The following is a 20,351-nucleotide window of genomic DNA, read 5'->3' on the forward strand; positions in this document are numbered from 1 at the left end:
ACTCACGGAGTTGAAGGCATGGTTAACGCAGGAGAAAGATTCGTTGTGCGTCGGTAATCTCCGGCCCGTTCGGAGAGTACCGGCACAACGAACTGAACGCGGGCCGTGTGTTGCGATGGGTGAAGATTTCGGCGCCAAGGGATTTGGCAATCGCTTCCTGGTTCCGGGGTCGGCCGGGGAGGCTGATCTGCGGCAGGATGACCAGCCGCTCGACCTGGTCGAGATTTCCGGTCGGATCAAATGGTTCGACGTCTCCAAGGGCTTCGGCTTCATCATTCCGGACAATGGCATGCCGGATGTCCTCCTGCATGTCAGCTGCCTCCGCCGGGATGGCTACCAGACCGCGCCGGAAGGTGCGCGCATCGTGGTCGAGGCCATCGAGCGGCAGCGCGGCTATCAGACCTTCCGCATTCTTTCCATGGATGTCTCCACGGCCACCCACCCTTCCCAGCTTCCACCGGCGCGCACGCATGTGCAGGTTACGCCGACGGGCGGCTTCGAACGCGTGGTGGTCAAATGGTTCAACCGGCTCCGGGGCTTCGGCTTCGTCACCAGGGGCGACGGGACCGAGGACATTTTCGTCCATATGGAAACGCTGCGCCGGACGGGTATCGCCGAGCTGACGCCCGGCGAGGTTGTCTATGTCCGGTTCGGGAACGGGCCGAAAGGGCTGATGGCTTCCGAGGTCCGGATCGCAGAGGATGGAAATCCGCCTGCATCACATTGACCCACGCGGATTCTCGCATCGCGGTTGACTTAATTTTTTAACATAATCGTGGATAGTTGCTTGGGAAGGCGCCCGAAAGGGCCGCCTCCCGAGTTCAACACGGATTGGAAGGGCGCCCGGAAACGGCGTCGGCAACATGAGCGAGAAGCTGGATCATACGAAGGCTGTCGAGCGGGGCAAAACCCGATCGCGCGTCTTTATCTTTGCACTGGTTGTCGTCCTGGTCGGGGTGATCGGCATTTCCCTGACGACCAATCTCACCCGCATGTACCAGAAATGGGACGAGACGGCGAAGAGCACGCAGGGCGCGAGCGGGCAGGGCGGCAGCGTGGCCAGTGCCGACCAGCTCGAGCGGCTCGAGATCCAGTCCGGTGATCGGCGCCACATTTTCAATGTCGAGGTCGCCCGGAACGATGCCCAGCGCGCGCGGGGCCTGATGTTCCGGCAATCCATGCCGCCGGATCAGGGCATGCTGTTCGATTTCGAGCGCGACCAGTTGGTCACGATGTGGATGAAGAACACCTATCTCTCGCTCGACATGGTCTTCATCTTTGCCGATGGCCGCGTCCACCGGATCGAGAGCCGCACCGAGCCGGAATCCGAGAAGATGATCTCCTCCGGCGTTCCGGTCCGCGCCGTGCTGGAACTCAATGCCAATGTCGCCAACCGGCTCGGCCTGAAGCCGGGAGACCGGATCGTCCATCCGATGTTCCGCTGAGGGTGGTGCCGGCTGATGCCGGCTTGTCCCGCCCCGGCAGGCATGCTAGCCGGACAACCTCGGCCGTTCGGCCCTCGGGGTATAGCGCAGTCTGGTAGCGCGGTAGTTTTGGGTACTACAGGTCGTAGGTTCGAATCCTGCTACCCCGACCAATGACTTAGCTCACTTTCGGGGTGAGCGTTTTGCAGATCATTTTGCAGAGGCTGTATCCTAAATTTCGGCGATCGATTAGATATCAGCGCTCCAGGAACCAAGATTGGCAGGCCATCCGTTAGCCGTATTTCCCGCTTTGTCCGGGCAAAATCCAGGGTTAGGATGCACTATGACCATACAGTCAGAAAAACAGGTTGTATCCGCATTCACCGAAGATCAGGCTTCGCGCCTGTCCGGGATCAGCGTGCATCAACTTCGATATTGGGATCGAACTGGTCTGTTCTCGCCGCAGTTCGCGGATGAGAACCGTAGGGCAGCTTACAGCCGTGTTTATTCATTTCAGGACATTACAGCACTCCGCGTCCTCAATGTTCTCACGAAGCAGTACTCTGTTTCGGTTCAGCATCTGCGAGAGGTCGCGGAAAAGCTCTGTGCACTGGATAACAGTGCTTGGTCACGAGTTACGCTTTACGTTCTGAATCGGCGAGTGAATTTCGATGACCCCGAGGATGGGCGCCAACGGGAAGTGGTTAGCGGTCAATATTCTATCGGGATTCCGCTTGAAAAAGTGGTTTCCGACACACGCCGAGACATTAAGGATCTGTCGGAACGAGACGCCAAGCAGATAGGCAAAATCCAACGCAGCAGAAATGTATCGCATAATGCTCCGGTGATTTCAGGAACCCGTATCCCGGTCAGGGCAATCAAGAATTTTCATGAAGATGGATACACCATTGAGCAAATCCTCGCCGAATATCCAAGCCTAAGCGCAGCGGATGTAAAAGCGGCAATTGATTTTGAGCAAGGTAGCAAGGCTGCGTGACGAAAAAGCCGAAGTTGAGGTTCTTTTTGGATGAGGGTGTTCCGCGCGCTGTAGGACGCCGCCTTTCGGATAATGGTCATTTAGTCATTTATTTGCAGGATGCTACTGCATCTGGTTCGCCGGATCAACTTGTTTGCGCGGTAGCTCAAGCCAATGAGGCAATTCTGGTTGCGCTCGACGGAGATATGAAGCAGCTAGCGCAACGTCACGGCGTCGGGCAAAGGCGCTACCGAAAGCTGAGCTTACTGAAACTGTCCTGTCGTGAGCCTAGAGCTGCCGACCGTGTCGGCAGCGCTCTAAGCCTGATCGAGCACGAATGGAAATTCAGCGAAGGTAGTCCTGACAGGCGCATGTTTATTGATATCGGCGATGCATCAATTTCGACTAAGCGGTAATTGCATTAAGCGGGCAATTTCATTTTGCAAACCGCCCGTAACCCGTTGAAAATTCGTCGTCGAAGGGTCCGTTTTTTGCAAGGAAAGTCCATAAAAATCAATGCTCGGGCATGGCTTTGGGTACTACAGGTCGTAGGTTCGAATCCTGCTACCCCGACCATTTTCGTTTCCCCGACGCAGCGACATCGAGGGCAGGCGGTTGACGCGCCCCGCGCGAGCGTGCAAACGCCTGACGATCGGAATCCCGTTGATCCCGCCCGCCCGATGGGCCAGCGTTTCACGGGTTCAGCGCTGGCCGCGAATCGGGTTCGCCCGGCGCGGTGTCTTGAAGAGGGGTCTTCCGCAATGACCGCCAGAATCTATTGCCCGGCCAAGACGGCCATGCAGTCCGGAACGGCGAAGACCGGGCGCTGGCTGCTGGAATTCGAGCCGGCCCGGCAGGCGCGCAGCATCGAGCCGCTGATGGGCTGGACCAGCTCTGCCGACACACTGTCTCAGGTCAAGCTGTGGTTCGACACCAAGGAAGAGGCGATCGCCTACGCGACCCGCAACGGCCTCGCCTACCGCGTCGAGGAACCGCGCCAGGCCTCGCGCCGCCCGATGGCCTATTCCGACAATTTCCGCTTCGACCGGATCGGCACCTGGACACATTGAGATCGGCGCCCCGCGCGGATCGGCCCCTTAGCTCAGCTGGATAGAGCGCGTGCCTTCTAAGCATGAGGTCGCAGGTTCGAGCCCTGCAGGGGTCGCCAATATACACGGAATAACAAAGCGTTATCCATATATCTTCAGAAAATGATTCTGGCGCTTCATGTGCCGCATGAGCCCGGATTCACATCATTTCAGGCGGAAAACCGGGGCGCAGGGCCATAAACCTTCTCGCAGGGCCGGGGCAGATAGACTCGCCGATGTTAAGATTCGGTTTCAACCGGGCGAGAGTAACTTTCTGTCATTGTCGTCTTGAATCAAAATCTCAGAGGGCGCACATACGCGTCCGGAAACCACGTGATCCTCGCCGGTTGGCGCGTTGATTTTGCGGGTGAATCAAAATTTGAGCGGCATCTGCGCCCCGGGGCAATCGCCCTGTCGGCGCGGAGGGCCGGCCAAGCGAGTGACCGCTGATGCCCAATCCCGTCTCGGCCCTGTTCCAGCATGATTGGCGCGGCGTGCTTCATGCGCTGACGCGCACGCACCGGCGCGCCATGCTGGCTCTTGTGCTCATCTCGGCTTGCTTCTTCCTGCCGGGGCAGATGTCACTCCAGCCGATGGACCGCGACGAACCCCGTTTCGCGCAGGCCTCGAAGCAGATGCTGGAGACGGGTGACTTTGTCGATATCCGGTTCCAGGAGGAGGCGCGCCACAAGAAGCCCGTCGGCATCTACTGGCTGCAGAGCGCCACCGTCTCGATCGGCGAATGGCTCGGCGTGCCCGATGCCCGCCGGACGATCGGCCTCTACCGTGTGCCTTCCTTCCTCGGCGCCATCGCGATGGTCCTGCTGACCTACTGGGCAGCCCTGGCCTTCCTCTCCCGCGAGGGGGCGCTGCTGGCCGCGCTGATGATGGCCGGCTCCGTGCTGCTTGGCGTCGAGGCACGCCTCGCGAAGACCGATGCCGTCCTCGGTGCGTTGAGTGTCGCCGCCTTCGGTTTCATGGCCCGCGCCTATCTTTCAAGCCGGTCGCCGGGCGTTGCCCCCGGCCTGACGCAACGTCACCTCGTCCTGTTCTGGCTGGCCATCGGCGCGGCGGTGCTGGTCAAGGGCCCGATCACGCCGCTGGTTGCGGCCCTTGCCATCGCCGTCCTTGCCTGGCGCGACCGCGATCTCGGCTGGGCGAAGGGCATGCGCCCCGGTCTCGGCCTGCTGATCGTCGCGCTGGTGGTGCTGCCCTGGCTGTCGCTGATCCTTGCCAAGGCCGGCAGCAGCTTTTTTGCCGAATCGCTCGGCAAGGACATGCTGGCCAAGGTGGGCTCGGCGCAGGAAAAGCACGGCGCGCCACCCGGTACCTATTTCGGCGTGTTCTGGCTGACCTTCTGGCCGGCGGCACCTTTGGCCCTGCTGGCCATTCCTTTCGCCTGGCGCGAAAGGCGGGATGACGGCGTGGCCTTCCTCCTCGCCTGGATCGTGCCCTTCTGGCTGATCCTCGAGGCCGTGCCGACCAAGCTTCCGCATTATGTCCTGCCGGTCTATCCCGCCATCGCCATCCTGATCATGATCGCGGCCGAGCGCTCCGGCCTGATGCAGCAGCGCTGGGCGCGCGGGCTGGCGGCATTCCTGCTGCTCCTCGTGCCGCTGGTCCTGCTGATCGGCGTGCCGGGCCTGTTCCTTCTGCTGGAAGAGGGACTCACCATCCTCCGGCTGCCCTTCCTCGCTTTGCCATTTCTCGCGCTTGCCTTTGCCCTCGGCGCCTACGGCACCTGGATGCTGGCACGGCAGGCCAAGCCGGTCCGTGCGCTGGTCGCCGGCCTTGCCGCAAGCCTGATGCTGACTTTGGCGGCCTACCCGAATGGCCTGCCCATGCTCAAGGCCTTCAACCTGTCGCCGCGCCTCGCCGAGGCGGCCCGGGCAACCGGCTGTGCCAGCCCCGCCTATGCGACCGTGGGCTATCGTGAACCGAGCCTCGTCTTCCTCACAGATACCGCCCTGCTGATGACCGATGCCGCCGGCGCCGCTGCCTTCATTGACCGCGAGGGCGAGGGCTGCCGCATTGCCTTCATCGAACGGGCCTCGGAGGAGGCGTTCCGTTCCGCCCTGCAGGGCCGCAGCGCGCCGGCCCTCGTCACACGGGTACGCGGGGTCAACATCAATGCGGCGCTCGACAAGCAGCGACGGTTGCGCGTGCTCGACATCGCCGTGTATGTCCGCCGCTGAGCCAATCGACGGAGCGCCGCGTGGACCAGTCTGACAGCACCGCCGGGGATACGGAGGCCGCAACCGCGGTCTTGCCGCTGATCTCGGTTGTCGTTCCGGTGCGGAACGAAGAGGGCAATGTCGCGCCGCTTCTGGCGGAGATTGTCGCTGCGCTTGAAAGTGGCCCGGCTTTCGAGGTGCTCTTCGTTGATGACGGCTCGACCGACGAGACGCCCACGATCCTCGCGAACCTGCGCGGCAGCTACCCGCAATTGCGCCAGCTCCGCCATGCCCGGAGCGGTGGCCAGTCAGCCGCGATCCGCTCGGGGGTGCGCTTCGCCCACGGCACGTATATCGCCACGCTTGATGGCGACGGCCAGAACAACCCGGCCTTCATCCCGCAGATGATCCGCCTCTTGCAGGAGGGGGAGGGCGCCGTCGGCATCGTGCAGGGCCAGCGCGTCGGTCGGAAGGACACACCCTTCAAACGCTGGCAGTCGCGGCAGGCCAACCGGATCCGTGGTGCGATCCTCAAGGACGGTACCCGCGATACCGGCTGCGGCCTCAAGGCCTTCCCCCGCGAGGTCTATCTCGCCTTGCCATATTTCGATGCGATCCATCGCTTCATGCCGGCGCTCGTCAAGCGCGAGGGCTATGCGGTGGCGCATCTCGACGTGGTTGACCGGCCGCGTGGCTCGGGCGTGTCGAATTATGGCTTCTGGGGGCGCCTTCGCGTTGGCGTGCTCGATCTTGCCGGGGTCTGGTGGCTGATCAAGCGAAAGCGTCCCACCCCGCCTGTTGTCGAGGTCGGCGCCGCGCCGGGAGCCTGACATGCTGATCCAGCTCTCGACCCATCTCAATTCCTTCCTGCATGATGTTTTCATCACCAACTTCACCTGGTGGGCGGTGCTGGGCGTGTTCGGGCAATTGCTCTTCGCCGCCCGCTTCATCGTGCAATGGATTGCCAGCGAGCGGGCCGGGCGCTCCGTCGTGCCGTTGGCCTTCTGGTTCTTCTCGATCGGCGGTGCGGCGATTGTGCTGGCCTACGGCATCCACAAGCGCGACCCGGTGATCATCCTCGGGCAGGCGCTCAGCTTCTTCATCTATTTCCGCAACCTCGCCCTGATCGCGAAGGAACGGCGCGAACGCGGCAAGGTGGCCTCGCAGGGGGATTGACCGTGCAGCAGCCCGCCCCTTCGCTCTGGGACGATCTGGAAGCCACCCTCGCGGAGGTCTGGCGCTGCCTGGGTGCCGGCGCCTCGACACGCCGCTCGGCTTTCCATCACCCCACCATCGCGACCATGGGGCCTGACGGCGCGCCGCGCCTGCGCACCATGATCCTGCGCGGCGTCGAACCGGAGATCCGCCGGTTGCGGTTCCATACCGATATCCGCGCCGCGAAAGCAAACGATGTTGCAGCCAACGGCAGTGTGGCCGTCCATATCTATGATCCCGGCATGAAGCTGCAGGTCCGGATGACCGGCCTCGCCACGATCAGCCACGGCGATGCCACGGCCCGTATGGCGTGGCAGAACGCGCAGCCGATGAGCAAGGCCTGCTATGGCACCCGGCCGGCGCCGGGTACGCCCATCGAGACCGGCGATGGTTTTTCCCTGCCGGCCTCGCATTCACCGGAACTGGCCGAAGGCGAGACCAATTTCGCAGTCCTGCGGATGACCATCGAGACGATGGAAACGCTCTACCTCGCGCATGGCGGCCATCGCCGCGCCGCCTTCGGCTGGGAAGGCGCGGCCCTTGTCCGCAAGGACTGGCTCGCGCCCTGACCTGCCTTACGCCTTTGGCATGGCCGCCAGCGCCGCATCGAGATCGGCGATCAGGTCAGCCGGGGTTTCCAGCCCGATATTCAGCCGGATTGCCCGTCCACCGAGGTTGAACGACGTCGCCGAGCGGTAGGCCGTGCAATCGAAGGGCACGGCAAGGCTTTCGAACCCGCCCCAGCTGTAGCCCATGCCGAACAGCTTCAGATGGTCGAGGAACGCGATGACCTGCGCATCGCTTGTCGCATCAAGCACGATCGCGAAGAGGCTCGAGGCGCCCTTGAAGTCACGCTTGAAGAATTCGTGGCCAGGGCAGGAGGGCAGGGCCGGGTGCAGCACGCGGCGGATGCGCGGATGCTGGTCGAGATGCCGCGCCACAGCCAGCGCGTTCGCGCCCTGCTCGCGCAGCCGTAGCGGCATGGTCCGCAGGCCGCGCAGGGTGAGGAACACGTCGTCCGGGCCGAGATAGAGGCCGAGATCGCCATGGGTGGCCTGCAGGGCCGGCAGCGCCTTCTCGTTGGCGGCAACAAGGCCGATCAGCACGTCGGAATGGCCGGACGGATATTTCGTGGCAGCATTGATCGAGATGTCGATCCCGAAATCGAGCGGCTTGAACAGCAGGGCCGTCGCCCAGGTATTGTCGATCAGCGTGGTGATCCCGTGCTTCTTCGCGACCGCGACGATCGAGGGCACATCCTGCACCTCGAATGTCTGCGAGCCCGGGCTTTCCATGTAGATTGCGCGGGTATTCGGCCGGATCAGCGCCTCGATCCCGGCGCCGATCATCGGATCGTAATAGGTCGTCTCCACCCCGTAGCGGGCCAGCAGCCCGTTGCAGAGCGCCCGGGTTGGCCGATAGGTCGAATCGACCATCAGCAGGTGATCGCCCGTCTTGAGGCAGGAAAGCAGGGCGGTCGAACAGGCCGAGGCGCCGGAGGGGCAGATCACGGTGCCCGCCGCGCCTTCCAGCTCCGACCAGGCCAGTTGCAGGGCTTCCATGGTCGGGTTGCCGCGACGGCCATAGGTGAAGCGGTTCCGCCCCGCCAGGCAGGATTCCGCATCCGGATAGACAACGGTCGAGCCGCGGAACGGCGGTACGTTGACGAACCCGTGCGTCTCGGCGGTGTTGCGGCCGGCAAGGACAAGCCGGGTATCATCGCCCATGGATCGTTTTTCTTCAGGAGACATCAGTTTCATAACATTATTCTCATTTGTGGTTCTGAACCGGAAAAATTCTCTTATGTCGGATCATATCAGCGGACAAGACTTTTTCAAGCCAACCGGCCGCTCGCCTCGAAATTGGTCGGATTGCCGTTTTGGCTCTCACCCTGCCGGTTTTTCACCAATTGCCTTCGGAAATCCGGAAATCCCGTTCCGGAATTTCACGTTTTGGCACATTGGCAGGGCAAAATTGCCCGATTTGCCCTTGACCTTTCGTCTAAGATCGCCTGCAATGAAAACTCCTGTCGCAATTGGGACAAACCCGACGGCGCCGTATCCGAGCGCTTGCGACGGGAGCAATGAAACACTCGGGGAGACGAGTTGATGAAGAAAGTACTGATGTCGGTTGCCGTTGGCGCCGCCTTCGTGATGGCGGCCGGTTCGGCTTCCGCGCAAACCCTCAACCAGGTCAAGAGCCGTGGCGTGCTGCAGTGCGGCTCGAACACCGGTCTTGCCGGGTTCGGCCAGCCGGACGCGCAGGGTAACTGGACGGGCCTCGACGTTGATTATTGCCGCGCGATCGCTGCGGCCATCTTCAACGATGCCAGCAAGGTCAAGTTCGTTCCGCTTTCCGCGAAGGACCGCTTCACGGCGCTCCAGTCCGGCGAAGTGGACGTGCTCGTCCGCAACACCACCTGGACCATGTCGCGCGATACGCAGCTGGGCCTCGAGTTCGGTCCCGTCAACTACTATGACGGCCAGGGCTTCATGGTCCGCAAGAAGTTGAAGATCGCCTCGGCGATGGAACTCTCGGGCGCTTCGGTCTGCACCCAGCAGGGCACGACCACCGAGCTGAACCTCGCGGACTTCTTCCGCGCCAACAAGCTGAAGTATGAAGTCGTCGCGTTCGCCTCGTCGGACGAGACGATCAAGGCCTATGATGCCGGCCGTTGCGACGTGTTCACGACGGACGCCTCGGGCCTCTATGCCGAGCGCCTGAAGCTGACGGCCCCGGATGACCATATCGTCCTGCCGGAAATCATCTCGAAGGAGCCGCTCGGTGCCGCCTGGCGCCATGGCGACAACCAGTGGGGTGATATCGTCAAGTGGGTCCACTATGCCATGGTCAACGCCGAGGAATATGGCGTGACGAAAGCCAATGTCGACGAGATGCTGAAGTCCGGCAATCCGGACGTGAAGCGCCTGCTCGGCACGGAAGGCAAGTTTGGCGAAGCCATTGGCCTCACCAACGACTGGGCCTACCGGGTCATCAAGCAGGTCGGCAATTACGGTGAATCGTTCGACCGGAACGTCGGCGCCGGTTCGCGCCTGAAGATCGCCCGCGGCGTCAATGCGCTGTGGTCGAAGGGTGGCCTGCAATACGCGCCGCCGATCCGCTGAGGATTGCCAATCCGGGGGATGGCTGCTGTCGGCCATCCCCCTTTTTATTGTTTTCGGGGGAGCGTGACTGCCGTCGGCCGGAGATCGGTCAACGTCAGTTGGCGGCGTATCACCAAGGCCCGGAGTGATGGGCCCGGGCGGGGTGGTTGCCGGGTTTGCAAGCACAGGTTGCAAGCGCATGCATTTCTCCCGCATAATTGAAGTGGGGAGACTTCAATGAGTTCGGTCGATGCCCCGAAACTGGGCGAAACGGGCGGGGACGAGAAGCCGCGCGTTGCCTTCTGGAACGACCCTGAAAAACGCGGCTATCTGTTTCAGGCGCTCCTTTTTGTCATCGTCATGTTCCTGGTCTACGAGGCCGCGTCAAACGCGATCGCCAACATGACCAAGCAGAAGATCGCTACCGGTTTCGGTTTCTGGAACAACACCGCCGGGTTCGATATCGGCCAGCGTCTCGTTCCTTACGAAACAACATCGAGCTATGGCCGTGCCTTCTGGGTCGGGCTGGTCAATACGCTGCTGGTGGCCGGAATCGGCATTGTCCTCGCGACCATGCTCGGCTTCATCATCGGCGTGGCGCGCCTCTCGAAGAATGTGCTCGTCAACAAGCTTGCAGCCATTTATGTCGAGGTGATCCGGAATACGCCGCTGCTGCTGCAATTGCTGTTCTGGTACAATGCCGTGCTGAAGGCGCTGCCGGAAGTGCGGGACTCGGTCGCCATGCCGGGCGGTTTCTTCCTCAACAATCGCGGCCTGTTCATGCCCGAGCCCGTTTTCGGGGCCAGCTTCTCCTGGGTCACCTGGGCGCTGAGTGCCGGCCTCATGGGTTATTTTGCCTACGGGCGCTGGGCCAGGAAAAGGCAGGAAAGAACCGGTCAGCAATCGCCGGTCCTGCTGGTCGGGTTCGGCCTGGTCATTGCTGTGCCGCTGCTGATCTACATCGCGGCGGGGCAACCGCTGAGCTTCAACATCCCGGATCTGGGCCGCTTCAACATCCGCGGCGGGGTTCAGGTCTACCCGGAATTCGTGGCGCTGTTGCTCGGGCTCGTCATCTACACGGCGGCCTTTATCGCCGAAGTGGTGCGCGCCGGTATCCAGGCCGTGTCCAAGGGCCAGACCGAGGCTGCCTATGCCCTTGGCCTCCGGCCGGGACCGACCCTCGATCTCGTCGTCATCCCGCAGGCGATGCGCGTGATCATCCCGCCGCTGACCTCGCAATACCTGAACCTCACGAAGAATTCCTCGCTGGCGGTCGCTGTCGGCTATCCGGATCTCGTGCAGGTCTTCATGGGCACCGTGCTGAACCAGACGGGTCAGGCGGTCGAGGTCATCGCCATCACCATGGCCGTCTATCTCACCATCAGTCTTTTCACCTCGCTGGTGATGAACTGGTACAATTCCCGCAAGGCCCTGGTCGAGCGCTGAGGAGGAGCGAATGAACACCGAAATCGTCTCTGCCTCGTCGAAGGCCTATGTCCGGCAGGAACCCGCCGCGGTCCTGCCGCCGCCGGGAAGCCTGGTCGGTCCCCTTGCCTGGATGCGCGACAACCTGTTCTCGTCGCCCGGCAACATACTGCTCACGGTCGTGGCTGCGGCCGTGGCCTATATCTCAATCCCCGGCTTCCTGAACTTCCTCATCTTCGATGCGGTCTGGACCGGGGCTGACCGCGAGGCCTGCATTGCGAAGAATGGCGTCGTGCCCGGAGCCTGCTGGGCTTTCGTGCGCGAGCGCGTCAACTTCTTCATCTATGGCTTCTATCCCGTCGACCAACGCTGGCGGGTGGATGTATTCTTCGTCCTCGGGGCGATCGGCGTGGCCTGGATGCTCTGGCTGAAGGCTCCGCGCCGCGATATCGGCATGATCTATTTCCTGGTCGTGCTTCCCCTCATTTCCTACTTCCTGCTGGGTGGAGCCGATTGGCTTGGCCTCTCGGCGGTCGACACGGCCCGCTGGGGCGGCCTGATGGTCACGCTGGTCGTGGCCGGGGTCGGTATCGTGGCCTCCCTGCCGCTCGGCATCCTGCTCGCGCTTGGTCGGCGGTCGAAACTTCCGGTCATCAAGTTCTTCTCGGTGATGTTCATCGAGTTCGTCCGCGGCGTCCCGTTGATCACGGTGCTCTTCATGGCGAACACGATGCTGCCGCTGTTCCTGCCGGACAACATCACGGTGGACAAGCTGCTGCGGGCTCTCGTCGGGATCGGCCTCTTCGCCTCGGCCTACATGGCCGAAGTGGTGCGCGCTGGCCTCCAGGCGCTGCCGAAGGGCCAGTATGAGGGCGCGATGGCCATGGGCCTGGGCTACTGGCAGATGATGCGTCTCATCATTCTGCCGCAGGCGCTCAAGGTCACGATCCCCAATATCGTGAACACCTATATCGGCCTGTTCAAGGATACGTCGCTATTGCTGATTGTCGGCATCTTCGACTTCCTCAAGGCGATCGAGACCGCCCGGATCGACCCGCAATGGGCCGCGCCGACGACCTCGACGACAGGCTATGCCTTCGCCGCGATCGTCTATTTTCTGTTCTGCTATGGCATGGCAAGCTACGCCCGCGCGATGGAGCGGCGGCTTTCTGTGGCCGACAAGAGGTAAGGGAGTAACCTCATGGCTGTCTTGAACCTGAAGCCGACACCGCTGACGCATGATACTGCGGTCGAGATGATCGGCGTGCACAAGTGGTATGGCGAATTCCACGTCCTGAAGGACGTGAACCTCAAGGTCACGCGCGGCGAGAAGATCGTCGTTTGCGGTCCCTCGGGGTCCGGCAAGTCCACGATGATCCGCTGCATCAATCGCCTCGAGGAGCACCAGAAGGGCTCCATCGTGGTCGACGGCACGGAACTGACGAACGACCTCAAGAAGATCGACGAGATCCGCCGGGATGTCGGCATGGTCTTCCAGCACTTCAACCTGTTCCCGCACCTCACCATCCTCGAGAACTGCACGCTCGCCCCGATCTGGGTGAAGAAGATGCCGAAGAAGGATGCCGAGGAAGTGGCGATGCACTACCTCGCCCGGGTCAAGATCCCGGAACAGGCGAACAAGTATCCGGGCCAGCTCTCGGGTGGCCAGCAGCAGCGCGTGGCGATTGCCCGCTCGCTCTGCATGAGCCCGAAGATCATGCTCTTCGATGAGCCGACCTCGGCGCTTGACCCTGAAATGGTCAAGGAAGTGCTCGACACCATGGTCAGCCTCGCCGAAGAGGGCATGACGATGATGTGCGTGACCCATGAAATGGGCTTCGCCCGCCAGGTCGCCGACCGGGTCATCTTCATGGATCAGGGCCAGGTCGTCGAGATGAACGAGCCGAACGAGTTCTTCAAGAACCCGCAGCACGAGCGCACCAAGCTGTTCCTGAGCCAGATCCTGCATTGAGCGCGATTGGCCTGGGATGAAACAAGAAGGGCGCCCTGAGGCGCCCTTTTTCGTGATGCCGGCCCCGGAACCGGCAAGGGTAACCCGGAAGGGTCAGGCGCCTTTTGGTGCGCCCATCCCCACCGGCAGATCCTCGCGGCTGCCCCATTCGGCCCAGGAGCCGTCATAGATCGCCGCGACGGGCATATCGGCCCGGCTCATGGCCATCGCGATGATGCAGGCCGAAACGCCGGACCCGCAGGAACAGATGACCGGCTTCGCGGGGTCGATCCCCGCCGCGGCGATGGCAGCGCGGAGCGCCTCGGGGTCCTTGAGGGCGCCATCGGCAGCGATGGCATCATAGGGCAGGTTGAGGCTGCCCGGCATGTGGCCCACCCGGACGCCGGGGCGCGGCTCCGGCGCATCGCCGCGGAAGCGGGCGGCCGGCCGGGCATCGACAACCTGCGCCGAGCCGTTCTGCAAGGCCTCGGCCACGCGGTCGAGATCGGCCACGGAGGACCGGTCAAGCCGGGCGGTGAAGGTCGCCGGCGCGGGGCTGGCCATGCCCGCTTCCACCGGGCGCCCCTCCGCCTTCCAGCGTGGCAGGCCGCCCTCCATGATCCGCACATCGCGGGCCCCGTAGAGCCGCAGCATCCACGCCACGCGCGGCGCCGTGAACAGGCCGAGCTGGTCATAGACGAGGATCGTGTCGCCCTCCGAAAGGCCGAGCGCGCCGGCCTTCTCCGCGAAGAACGCGGGTTCGGGCAGCATATGGGGCAGGGAGCTGGCCGGATCCGAGATGACGTCGATATCGAAGAACACCGCCTCCGGCAGATGCGCCTCGAGATATTCCGCCGCGCCCTTCCGGCCTGTCGGCGGCAGGTGCCAGGAGCCGTCCACCACCCGGATTCCGGGCTTGCCGATCATTGCGGCGACCTCCGCCGTGGTGACGAAGGGAATGTCCTTGAAGATGTTGATCATGCTGCGCGTCCTTGTTTTCAGGCGAAACCGATCCGAACGCGGCGGTTCTGCTTGCCCTTCTTTTCGATATTGGTGACGAGCATCGGCCCGATTTCCCGCGTGTTCCGCACATGGGTGCCGCCGCAAGGCTGGAGGTCGAGCCCGGCAATCTCGACCAGCCGAACCCGGCCCGAGCCGCGCGGCGGCTTGACCGACATGGTCTTCACCAGTTGCGGATTGGCGTCGAGTTCCTCGTCGGTGATCCAGCGCGAGGTAATCTCCGCCGCCTGGTCAATCAGCCGGTTAAGTTCGGCCGTGATGGCCTCCTTCTCCAGCCCCGCTTCGGGAATGTCGAAATCGAGCCGGCCATCCTCGACACCGATCGCGCCGCCCGTCACCGGATAGGGCAGGGCGACAGAAAGCAGATGCAGCGCTGAGTGAACGCGCATGAGTTGGTAGCGGCGCTCGAAATCCAGTTGCATCTCGACCTCCGCGCCGTCCCAGGCGGCCGGGTGCTCGCTCTCGGGCAGCTTGTGGCCAACGATGGTTTTTGCTGCGTCAAGATAGCGCAACTCGCCCGCCGGGAAGCTGTGTCCACCGGATTTGACAATCAACCCCGCATCCGAGGGTTGTCCACCGGAGGCGGGGTAGAACAGGGTGCAATCCAGAACGAGGAAGTCCGAATATCGGCCGATTACCCGCGCTTTGGCGCTTTTCAGATAGGCATCGTCACGAAAGAGCAGGTGGGTCGGCGGAAAGGGCGGCAATTCGGACGTTTCGCTCAAGGCCGGTCTCGCTGGCAGGGGGGAATTGACTTCCACTATAGCGAAGCGCCGGCGGGAGAGAAGCCGTGCCGCGATCCCCGTCCACCCCTGTTTCTGCGGCAATGAGCCCCGTTGCGCACGGGACCCGCGCGGGACTACGCCTTCTTTCCAGCTGCACGACTCGCCGCCGATGATCCAAAATCGGTTGCAGGGCGTAGAGCGAACAGTTAGGTGCACGATCTTCGACAGCCAGTCGTCAATCGGGCAGGACATTTTCTGGCAAGACGCTTTTCTGGAACGGGCAGGAGCAGGACTTCGTGGAAACGATGAACGCCATTCAGGATGGACAGCCTCTGGAGCTGATGCTTGCAGGCTACGCCGCCGGCACCCTCCCGCGTGCCCTCCACGCGCTTGTCGGGGCTCATCTGGAGCTCTCCCCGGTTAATCGTGGCTTTGTCGCCCGGTTGGAAGAGGGGCTCTCGCGCAATGTTGCTGCGCAGAAGCCTGTGGCCATCCGGGGGCGCGATGCCCGGCTGGACGCGATCTTCTCTGCCGGGCCGGTGGAAGCCGCGATCGCCGAGCGCAAGGCGCTCGAGCCTCGTGCCCTGCGCCACTTCTTTGGCAAGTCGATTGACGATCTGACCTTCCGCACGGTTCTGCCGGGCGTGAAGGAATTCCGCCTCGAAACCGATGACGACACCCGCGCCGTCCTCTACCGCATCCGGGCCGGCCGCAAGATGCCGCAGCATTCGCATGAGGGCGCTGAAGTTACACTCGTCCTGCAGGGTGGCTTCACGGATGAAACAGGTCATTACCGCCGTGGCGACATGGTGATCGCCGACGAGCATCTCGACCATGTTCCGGTTGCGGATGCCGACGAGGAATGCATCTGCTTCGCCGTGATGGATGCGCCCTTGCGCCTGACGGGCACGTTCGGCCGCTTGGTCAATCGCTTCGTAAGCCATTGAAACCGGCCGTCTCGAAACCGGAAGACGGGCTGTTCTGGATCACCGGCGCCAGCTCGGGGATCGGCTATGCCGTCGCCCTCGAAGCCGCCCGCCGCGGCTGGCGCGTTGTTGCCACGGCCCGGCGCCCCGATGAACTCGCCACATTGGCTGCGGCCGCCACCGGGTTTCCCGGCCGCATCATCCCCGCGCCGGCTGACGTGACCGATGCCGCCGCCCTGGCGGATCTCGTCCGGCAGGTCGAGGCGGAACACGGCCCCATTACCCGCGCTTTCCTCAATGCCGGCATCTACCTGCCCGTGCGGTTGTTTCCGTTCGAGGCCGGCAAGATGCATCGCAGCTTCGCGGTCAATGTCGGCGGCACGATCAACGCGCTCGATGCGCTGGTGCCCCATATGGTGCCGCGGGGACGGGGTCAGATCGTGTTCAACGCCTCGGTGGCCGGCTATTCCGGCCTGCCGACTTCTGCCGGCTATGGCGCCACCAAGGCCGCCTTGATCAATATGGCTGAATCGCTGCGGCTCGACGGCGAACTCTCCGGTATCCTGATCCAGGTCGTCAATCCCGGCTTCATCCGCACGCCGGCAACCGATACCAACCCCTTCCCGATGCCGTTCCTGATGGATGTCGAGCCGGCAGCCATCCGCGTCCTGGACGGGATGGAGAGCCGCGCCTTCGAGATCACTTTCCCGCGGCGTTTTACCTATTTCCTGAAATTCCTGCGCATGCTGCCACGCAGCTGGTACCTGCCGCTCGTCAGCTGGTCGACCGGATGGAACGACAAGGGCAAGCAGCCCTGATCGATCCCTTGCCTGACGCCGCTTGAGCCGGGGCGGAGGCAGGTCCCAGCTTTTGCCCCGACCAACCCCGCTCAGTGCCGCCGATAGACGATCTGCCGCACGTCGATCGTGGCGACATCGAACCCCGCCTCGCAATAGCAGAGATAATAGCGCCAGAGCCGGCGGAAGCGCTCGTCGAAGCCCATCGGCAGCAGGCGGGGCCAGGAACTTTCGAAATTGTCCCGCCATTGCCGCAAAGTCTCGGCGTAATCGCCGCCGAACACACGCTCGGCCTCGAGCTTGAGGCCCACATCGCGAGCGAGATCACCGAGGCGCGAGGGCGAGGGCAGCATGCCGCCCGGGAAGATGTGCCGGCGGATGAAATCCACGTTCCGGCGGTAATCCTCGAAGAAATGATCGGGGATCGTGATGATCTGCAGCCCGGCTGTGCCGCCCGGCTTCAGCCGTTCCCGGAGCGTCCGGAAGAAATGCGGCCAGTAGCTTTCCCCGACCGCCTCGAACATCTCGATCGAACCGATCCGGTCATAGGTTCCGGTCTCGTCGCGGTAATCCTGGAAGCGGATCTCGACACGGTCGGACAGCCCGGCCTGCGCGATGCGCTCGCGCGCATAATCATACTGTTCGCGGCTGATGGTCAGCGCGGTAACGCGGGCCGAACGTTCCCGCGCGAGGAATTCCGCGAATCCGCCCCAGCCGCAACCGATCTCGAGCACGTGGTCGCCGGGGCGAACCCCCATCGCATCGGCGAGGATGCGGTATTTCCGGTCCTGCGCGGCTGTCAGGTCATTGTCGCCCGGCTCGAAGATCGCCGAGGAATAGGTCATGCCACGGTCAAGCCAGCTCGAATAGAAGCTGTTGCCGAGGTCGTAATGCGCTGAAATATTGCGTTTCGAGCCGGATTTTGTGTTTCGGTTCAGCACGAGATGGCGGAGCTGGAGGGCAAACCGCGCCAGCGGCGACCGGGCGAGGAAATTGTCGACAAGATCGGCATTGGACGCGAACAGCGCCACCACGGCCGTCACGTCGGGGCTGTCCCAGTCACCGTCGCGATAGGTCTCGCCGAGGCCGACATCGCCGGCGAACATCACGCGGCGGGCAAAACGCCAGTTCAGGACGTGCAATTGAGCCTGCGGGCCGGCTTCCGGGCCGGCAATCCGGAAATGATGTCCCGTCGGCAGGATGAAATCGATCCGGCCGCGCCGGATCCCCGTGGCAAAACGCAAGGCGGCCTGCATGGTTTGCGGCAGGCCGCGCGTGGTCTTGCCGACATTTTCGGCCGTCAGCACAACGGGTTGCTGTGTTTCAGGCTGCATGCCCGGTCTCCCCTGTCCCGGTCGAACCGGGCTTCTTCCCCAAATGATGGCCGTCCAGAAACCGCCCGTCATGGCTGATCGCGGGCGGTCGCGCCGGTCGGGAGAAAAAACGTATCCCCTTCAGCCAGAGCCGCAAGGCCTCGAAATGAATCCCTGCAACGACCTTCAGCGTCATCAGCGGCATGCCGAAGCTGAGGCGCAGGCATGAACGATCGGTGATGGCTTCCGGCCGGCCTGTGAAAGTCGCTGCAAGCATCGGTCCGTCCGGATCCTTCTCGAGGATCCGGAGGCTGAGCCGTTCGCCGCCAGGCGGCAGGAGCCGGAAAAGGTATTGCATGGTCTGGTCCAGGAAGGGCGAGACATAGAACAGCTTGTTCGCGCTCTGCCGCAGGCCGGCCGGGCTGATCTCGCCCTGCTGCACCGGCGCGACATAGGAATGCCGCTCGCCGAACGTGTTCCGCACCTCATAGACCACGCCGATCAGGCGGTCGCCCCGGCCATAGGCGAAATAGACGGAAAGCGGATTAAACACGAAACCCATAACCCTAGGATAGCAAAGGAGAAATACCTTCTCCACCGGCTCGGCCATGCCGGCCTCTTCCAGCATACGGGGGATGGCGCGGCGTGGATCATCGCCGGGACGGGGCCCGTGCGGCCGCATGTCGAAACCGATCAGGTTGAATCGACCGATTGAGAAAAAGCGCGACAGCCGGTCCGCTTCGTCCAGTCGGTCAAGGTCCACCAGCAGCGAGAAGACCTGATACTGGAAGCGGTGCGGCACCGGCCGGAACCGGGCATGCATCACCGGGCCGACATAGAAGACGGCCGGGACATCCGGTGGCGGAAAGGCCATGGCATCGGCGCGTGTCATCGGGCTCCCTTCAGGCCAGAGCCTGATCGGCGGCCACGTGATGGCCGGCCTGATCCGCGATCAGCCGGGCTGCCGCGTCGAAGCCGGCCCGAAGGCCATCCTCGTGGAAACCATACCCCATCCAGGCCCCGGCGAAATACAGCCTTCCTTGCCCCTGCAGGCCGGGCATCCGGCCCTGTGCGGTGATCGCCGCCTGGTCATATTGCGGATGGGCGTAGCGGTAATGGCCAAACACCGTGCCCTCGGCTGGCGGTGCGGGCGGATTCAGCGTCACGAAGAGCGGACGGGCGGGGTCGATCCCCTGCAGCCGGTTCATCCAGTAGGTCACCGTCACCGGGGCGGCATCGCGCGCGGGCTTTCTCAGCACGTTCCAGGCGGCCCAGGCCCGCTTGCGCCGCGGCATGAAAGCAGGGTCGCGATGCAGGTATACATCGGCCTCGGCATAGCGGATATCGGCAACCACCGCCGCTTCCTCGGGCCAGTGGGCGGCGATCAGTTCGGAGGCGGTGTCGGAATGCGTGGCCATCACAGCGGCATCGAAATGCTCGATGCGGCCGCTTTCAAGAACGATGCGCACGCCGTTGCCCTCGCGCTGCACCTCAAGCACGGGATCGCCATAAACCGTCTGGTGGCCCGACCGGCCGATCAGCGCCCGGACATAGTTCCGGCTTCCGCCGGTTACCGTCCGCCAGCGCGGCCGCGACAGATGCAGCAGCCGGTGGTTGTTGAAGAAGGCCACGAAGCTCTGCGCCGGGAAATCCAGCACGGCCGAGGAGGGCATCGACCAGATCGCAGCACCCATCGGCAGGATGTAATTGTCGCGGAAGAAGGCGCCATAGCCGCCGGCGGCGAGGTAATCGCCCAGCCGGAGCCCGGCCAGCCGGCCGGCCTCGAGATCCTTCACGGCCTTCGAATTGAAGCGCATCATATCCGCCAGCATGCGCCAGAACGCCGGCCGCAGCGCGTTGGCGGGCTGCGCGAACATCGAGGCGAGCACATCCTTGTCCTGGCCGGACCATTCGAAGGCGCCGTCATCAAGCGACAGCGCAAAACCCATATCGGAAAGCTGCGTCTCGACGCCGAGTTCCGCGAACAGGGCCGACATGAGCGGATAGTTCAGCTCGTTATAGACGATGAACCCGGTATCGACTGAAATCGGCGTGCCATCATAGACGATATCGACCGTCGCACTGTGGCCTCCCGGGCGGTTTTCCTTTTCGAAGACGGTGACGGCGGCAGCTCCGTAGGCCTTGGTCAACTGGTAGGCGGCGCCATGACCGGCAATGCCGCTCCCGATAATCGCAATTCGCAAGGCGTGTCC

At 63.1% G+C, this 20,351-nt stretch carries 21 protein-coding genes and 2 tRNA genes; 17 read left to right on the forward strand and 6 right to left on the reverse strand.

Annotation, left to right across the window (positions count from 1 at the left end):
• The first annotated feature begins 115 nt into the window (after positions 1-115).
• The 11 genes from P0652_RS11375 (at position 116) to P0652_RS11425 (ending at position 7,446) form a co-directional block, all read left to right on the forward strand.
• A complete protein-coding gene (locus P0652_RS11375) occupies positions 116-727 on the forward strand; it encodes a cold-shock protein (RefSeq protein ID WP_284178924.1) in 612 nt (203 codons plus the stop codon).
• A 136-nt stretch (positions 728-863) separates the two neighbouring features.
• Complete coding sequence (locus P0652_RS11380) at positions 864-1,445, forward strand: DUF192 domain-containing protein (RefSeq protein ID WP_284178925.1); 582 nt, start codon at positions 864-866, stop codon at positions 1,443-1,445.
• Positions 1,446-1,520: 75 nt separating this feature from the next.
• Positions 1,521-1,597: transfer RNA gene (locus P0652_RS11385), tRNA-Pro, on the forward strand.
• Positions 1,598-1,767: 170 nt separating this feature from the next.
• Positions 1,768-2,421, forward strand: coding sequence for a DUF433 domain-containing protein (locus P0652_RS11390; protein WP_284178926.1), 654 nt, complete (start codon positions 1,768-1,770; stop codon positions 2,419-2,421).
• Complete coding sequence (locus tag P0652_RS11395; protein WP_284178927.1) at positions 2,418-2,816, forward strand: DUF5615 family PIN-like protein; 399 nt, start codon at positions 2,418-2,420, stop codon at positions 2,814-2,816. Before P0652_RS11390 ends, P0652_RS11395 begins: the two co-directional genes overlap by 4 nt.
• Before the next feature lie 345 nt (positions 2,817-3,161).
• A complete protein-coding gene (locus tag P0652_RS11400) occupies positions 3,162-3,470 on the forward strand; it encodes an ETC complex I subunit (protein WP_284178928.1) in 309 nt (102 codons plus the stop codon).
• Between the two features lie 21 nt (positions 3,471-3,491).
• Positions 3,492-3,568, forward strand: a tRNA-Arg gene (locus tag P0652_RS11405).
• Between the two features lie 369 nt (positions 3,569-3,937).
• Positions 3,938-5,683 (forward strand): ArnT family glycosyltransferase, encoded by a 1,746-nt coding sequence (locus P0652_RS11410; RefSeq protein WP_284178929.1) that lies wholly within the window; start codon positions 3,938-3,940, stop codon positions 5,681-5,683.
• A 20-nt stretch (positions 5,684-5,703) separates the two neighbouring features.
• On the forward strand, positions 5,704-6,492 hold the full coding sequence (locus P0652_RS11415) for a glycosyltransferase family 2 protein (RefSeq protein ID WP_284178930.1): 789 nt from the start codon (positions 5,704-5,706) through the stop codon (positions 6,490-6,492).
• Position 6,493: 1 nt separating this feature from the next.
• Complete coding sequence (locus tag P0652_RS11420) at positions 6,494-6,838, forward strand: lipid-A-disaccharide synthase N-terminal domain-containing protein (RefSeq protein WP_284178931.1); 345 nt, start codon at positions 6,494-6,496, stop codon at positions 6,836-6,838.
• Positions 6,839-6,840: 2 nt separating this feature from the next.
• Positions 6,841-7,446: a pyridoxamine 5'-phosphate oxidase family protein gene (locus P0652_RS11425; RefSeq protein ID WP_284178932.1), complete on the forward strand. Its 606-nt coding sequence runs from the start codon at positions 6,841-6,843 to the stop codon at positions 7,444-7,446.
• A 6-nt stretch (positions 7,447-7,452) separates the two neighbouring features.
• Here P0652_RS11425 and metC read toward each other — a convergent pair whose 3' ends face one another.
• On the reverse strand, positions 7,453-8,637 hold the full coding sequence (metC, locus tag P0652_RS11430) for a cystathionine beta-lyase (RefSeq protein ID WP_502947512.1): 1,185 nt from the start codon (positions 8,635-8,637) through the stop codon (positions 7,453-7,455).
• A 348-nt stretch (positions 8,638-8,985) separates the two neighbouring features.
• On the opposite strand from metC, the gene P0652_RS11435 reads away from it, so the two are divergent.
• From P0652_RS11435 to P0652_RS11450, 4 genes are all read left to right on the forward strand, one after another.
• Positions 8,986-10,002 carry an amino acid ABC transporter substrate-binding protein gene (locus P0652_RS11435; RefSeq protein WP_284178934.1) on the forward strand — a complete coding sequence of 339 codons (1,017 nt, stop codon included), beginning with the start codon at positions 8,986-8,988 and terminating at the stop codon, positions 10,000-10,002.
• Between the two features lie 216 nt (positions 10,003-10,218).
• On the forward strand, positions 10,219-11,427 hold the full coding sequence (locus tag P0652_RS11440; RefSeq protein ID WP_502947513.1) for an amino acid ABC transporter permease: 1,209 nt from the start codon (positions 10,219-10,221) through the stop codon (positions 11,425-11,427).
• A 10-nt stretch (positions 11,428-11,437) separates the two neighbouring features.
• On the forward strand, positions 11,438-12,595 hold the full coding sequence (locus P0652_RS11445; protein WP_284178935.1) for an amino acid ABC transporter permease: 1,158 nt from the start codon (positions 11,438-11,440) through the stop codon (positions 12,593-12,595).
• A 12-nt stretch (positions 12,596-12,607) separates the two neighbouring features.
• Positions 12,608-13,378, forward strand: a complete 771-nt coding sequence (locus P0652_RS11450; protein WP_284178936.1) for an amino acid ABC transporter ATP-binding protein — start codon at positions 12,608-12,610, stop codon at positions 13,376-13,378.
• Positions 13,379-13,471: 93 nt separating this feature from the next.
• On the opposite strand, the gene sseA is transcribed toward P0652_RS11450, so the two are convergent.
• Both sseA and P0652_RS11460 read right to left on the reverse strand, forming a co-directional pair.
• Positions 13,472-14,338, reverse strand: a complete 867-nt coding sequence (sseA, locus tag P0652_RS11455; RefSeq protein ID WP_284178937.1) for a 3-mercaptopyruvate sulfurtransferase — start codon at positions 14,336-14,338, stop codon at positions 13,472-13,474.
• A 17-nt stretch (positions 14,339-14,355) separates the two neighbouring features.
• Positions 14,356-15,102 carry an alanyl-tRNA editing protein gene (locus tag P0652_RS11460; RefSeq protein WP_284178938.1) on the reverse strand — a complete coding sequence of 249 codons (747 nt, stop codon included), beginning with the start codon at positions 15,100-15,102 and terminating at the stop codon, positions 14,356-14,358.
• A 305-nt stretch (positions 15,103-15,407) separates the two neighbouring features.
• On the opposite strand from P0652_RS11460, the gene P0652_RS11465 reads away from it, so the two are divergent.
• A complete protein-coding gene (locus P0652_RS11465) occupies positions 15,408-16,049 on the forward strand; it encodes a ChrR family anti-sigma-E factor (protein WP_284179106.1) in 642 nt (213 codons plus the stop codon).
• Positions 16,046-16,846 (forward strand): SDR family NAD(P)-dependent oxidoreductase, encoded by an 801-nt coding sequence (locus P0652_RS11470; protein WP_284178939.1) that lies wholly within the window; start codon positions 16,046-16,048, stop codon positions 16,844-16,846. Before P0652_RS11465 ends, P0652_RS11470 begins: the two co-directional genes overlap by 4 nt.
• 71 nt (positions 16,847-16,917) lie before the next feature.
• On the opposite strand, the gene P0652_RS11475 is transcribed toward P0652_RS11470, so the two are convergent.
• Genes P0652_RS11475 through P0652_RS11485 form a run of 3 tightly spaced genes read right to left on the reverse strand, consistent with a single transcriptional unit; the run spans position 16,918 to position 20,342 of the window.
• Positions 16,918-18,159, reverse strand: a complete 1,242-nt coding sequence (locus P0652_RS11475) for an SAM-dependent methyltransferase (protein WP_284178940.1) — start codon at positions 18,157-18,159, stop codon at positions 16,918-16,920.
• Entirely contained in the window at positions 18,149-19,030 is an 882-nt protein-coding gene (locus tag P0652_RS11480) for a DUF1365 domain-containing protein (RefSeq protein ID WP_284178941.1), read from the reverse strand. Before P0652_RS11480 ends, P0652_RS11475 begins: the two co-directional genes overlap by 11 nt.
• 10 nt (positions 19,031-19,040) lie before the next feature.
• Positions 19,041-20,342: an NAD(P)/FAD-dependent oxidoreductase gene (locus tag P0652_RS11485; protein WP_284178942.1), complete on the reverse strand. Its 1,302-nt coding sequence runs from the start codon at positions 20,340-20,342 to the stop codon at positions 19,041-19,043.
• Positions 20,343-20,351 lie beyond the last annotated feature (9 nt).

The sequence above is a fragment of the Rhabdaerophilum sp. SD176 genome (assembly GCF_030143245.1).
Taxonomy (GTDB): Bacteria; Pseudomonadota; Alphaproteobacteria; order Rhizobiales; family Beijerinckiaceae; genus Rhabdaerophilum.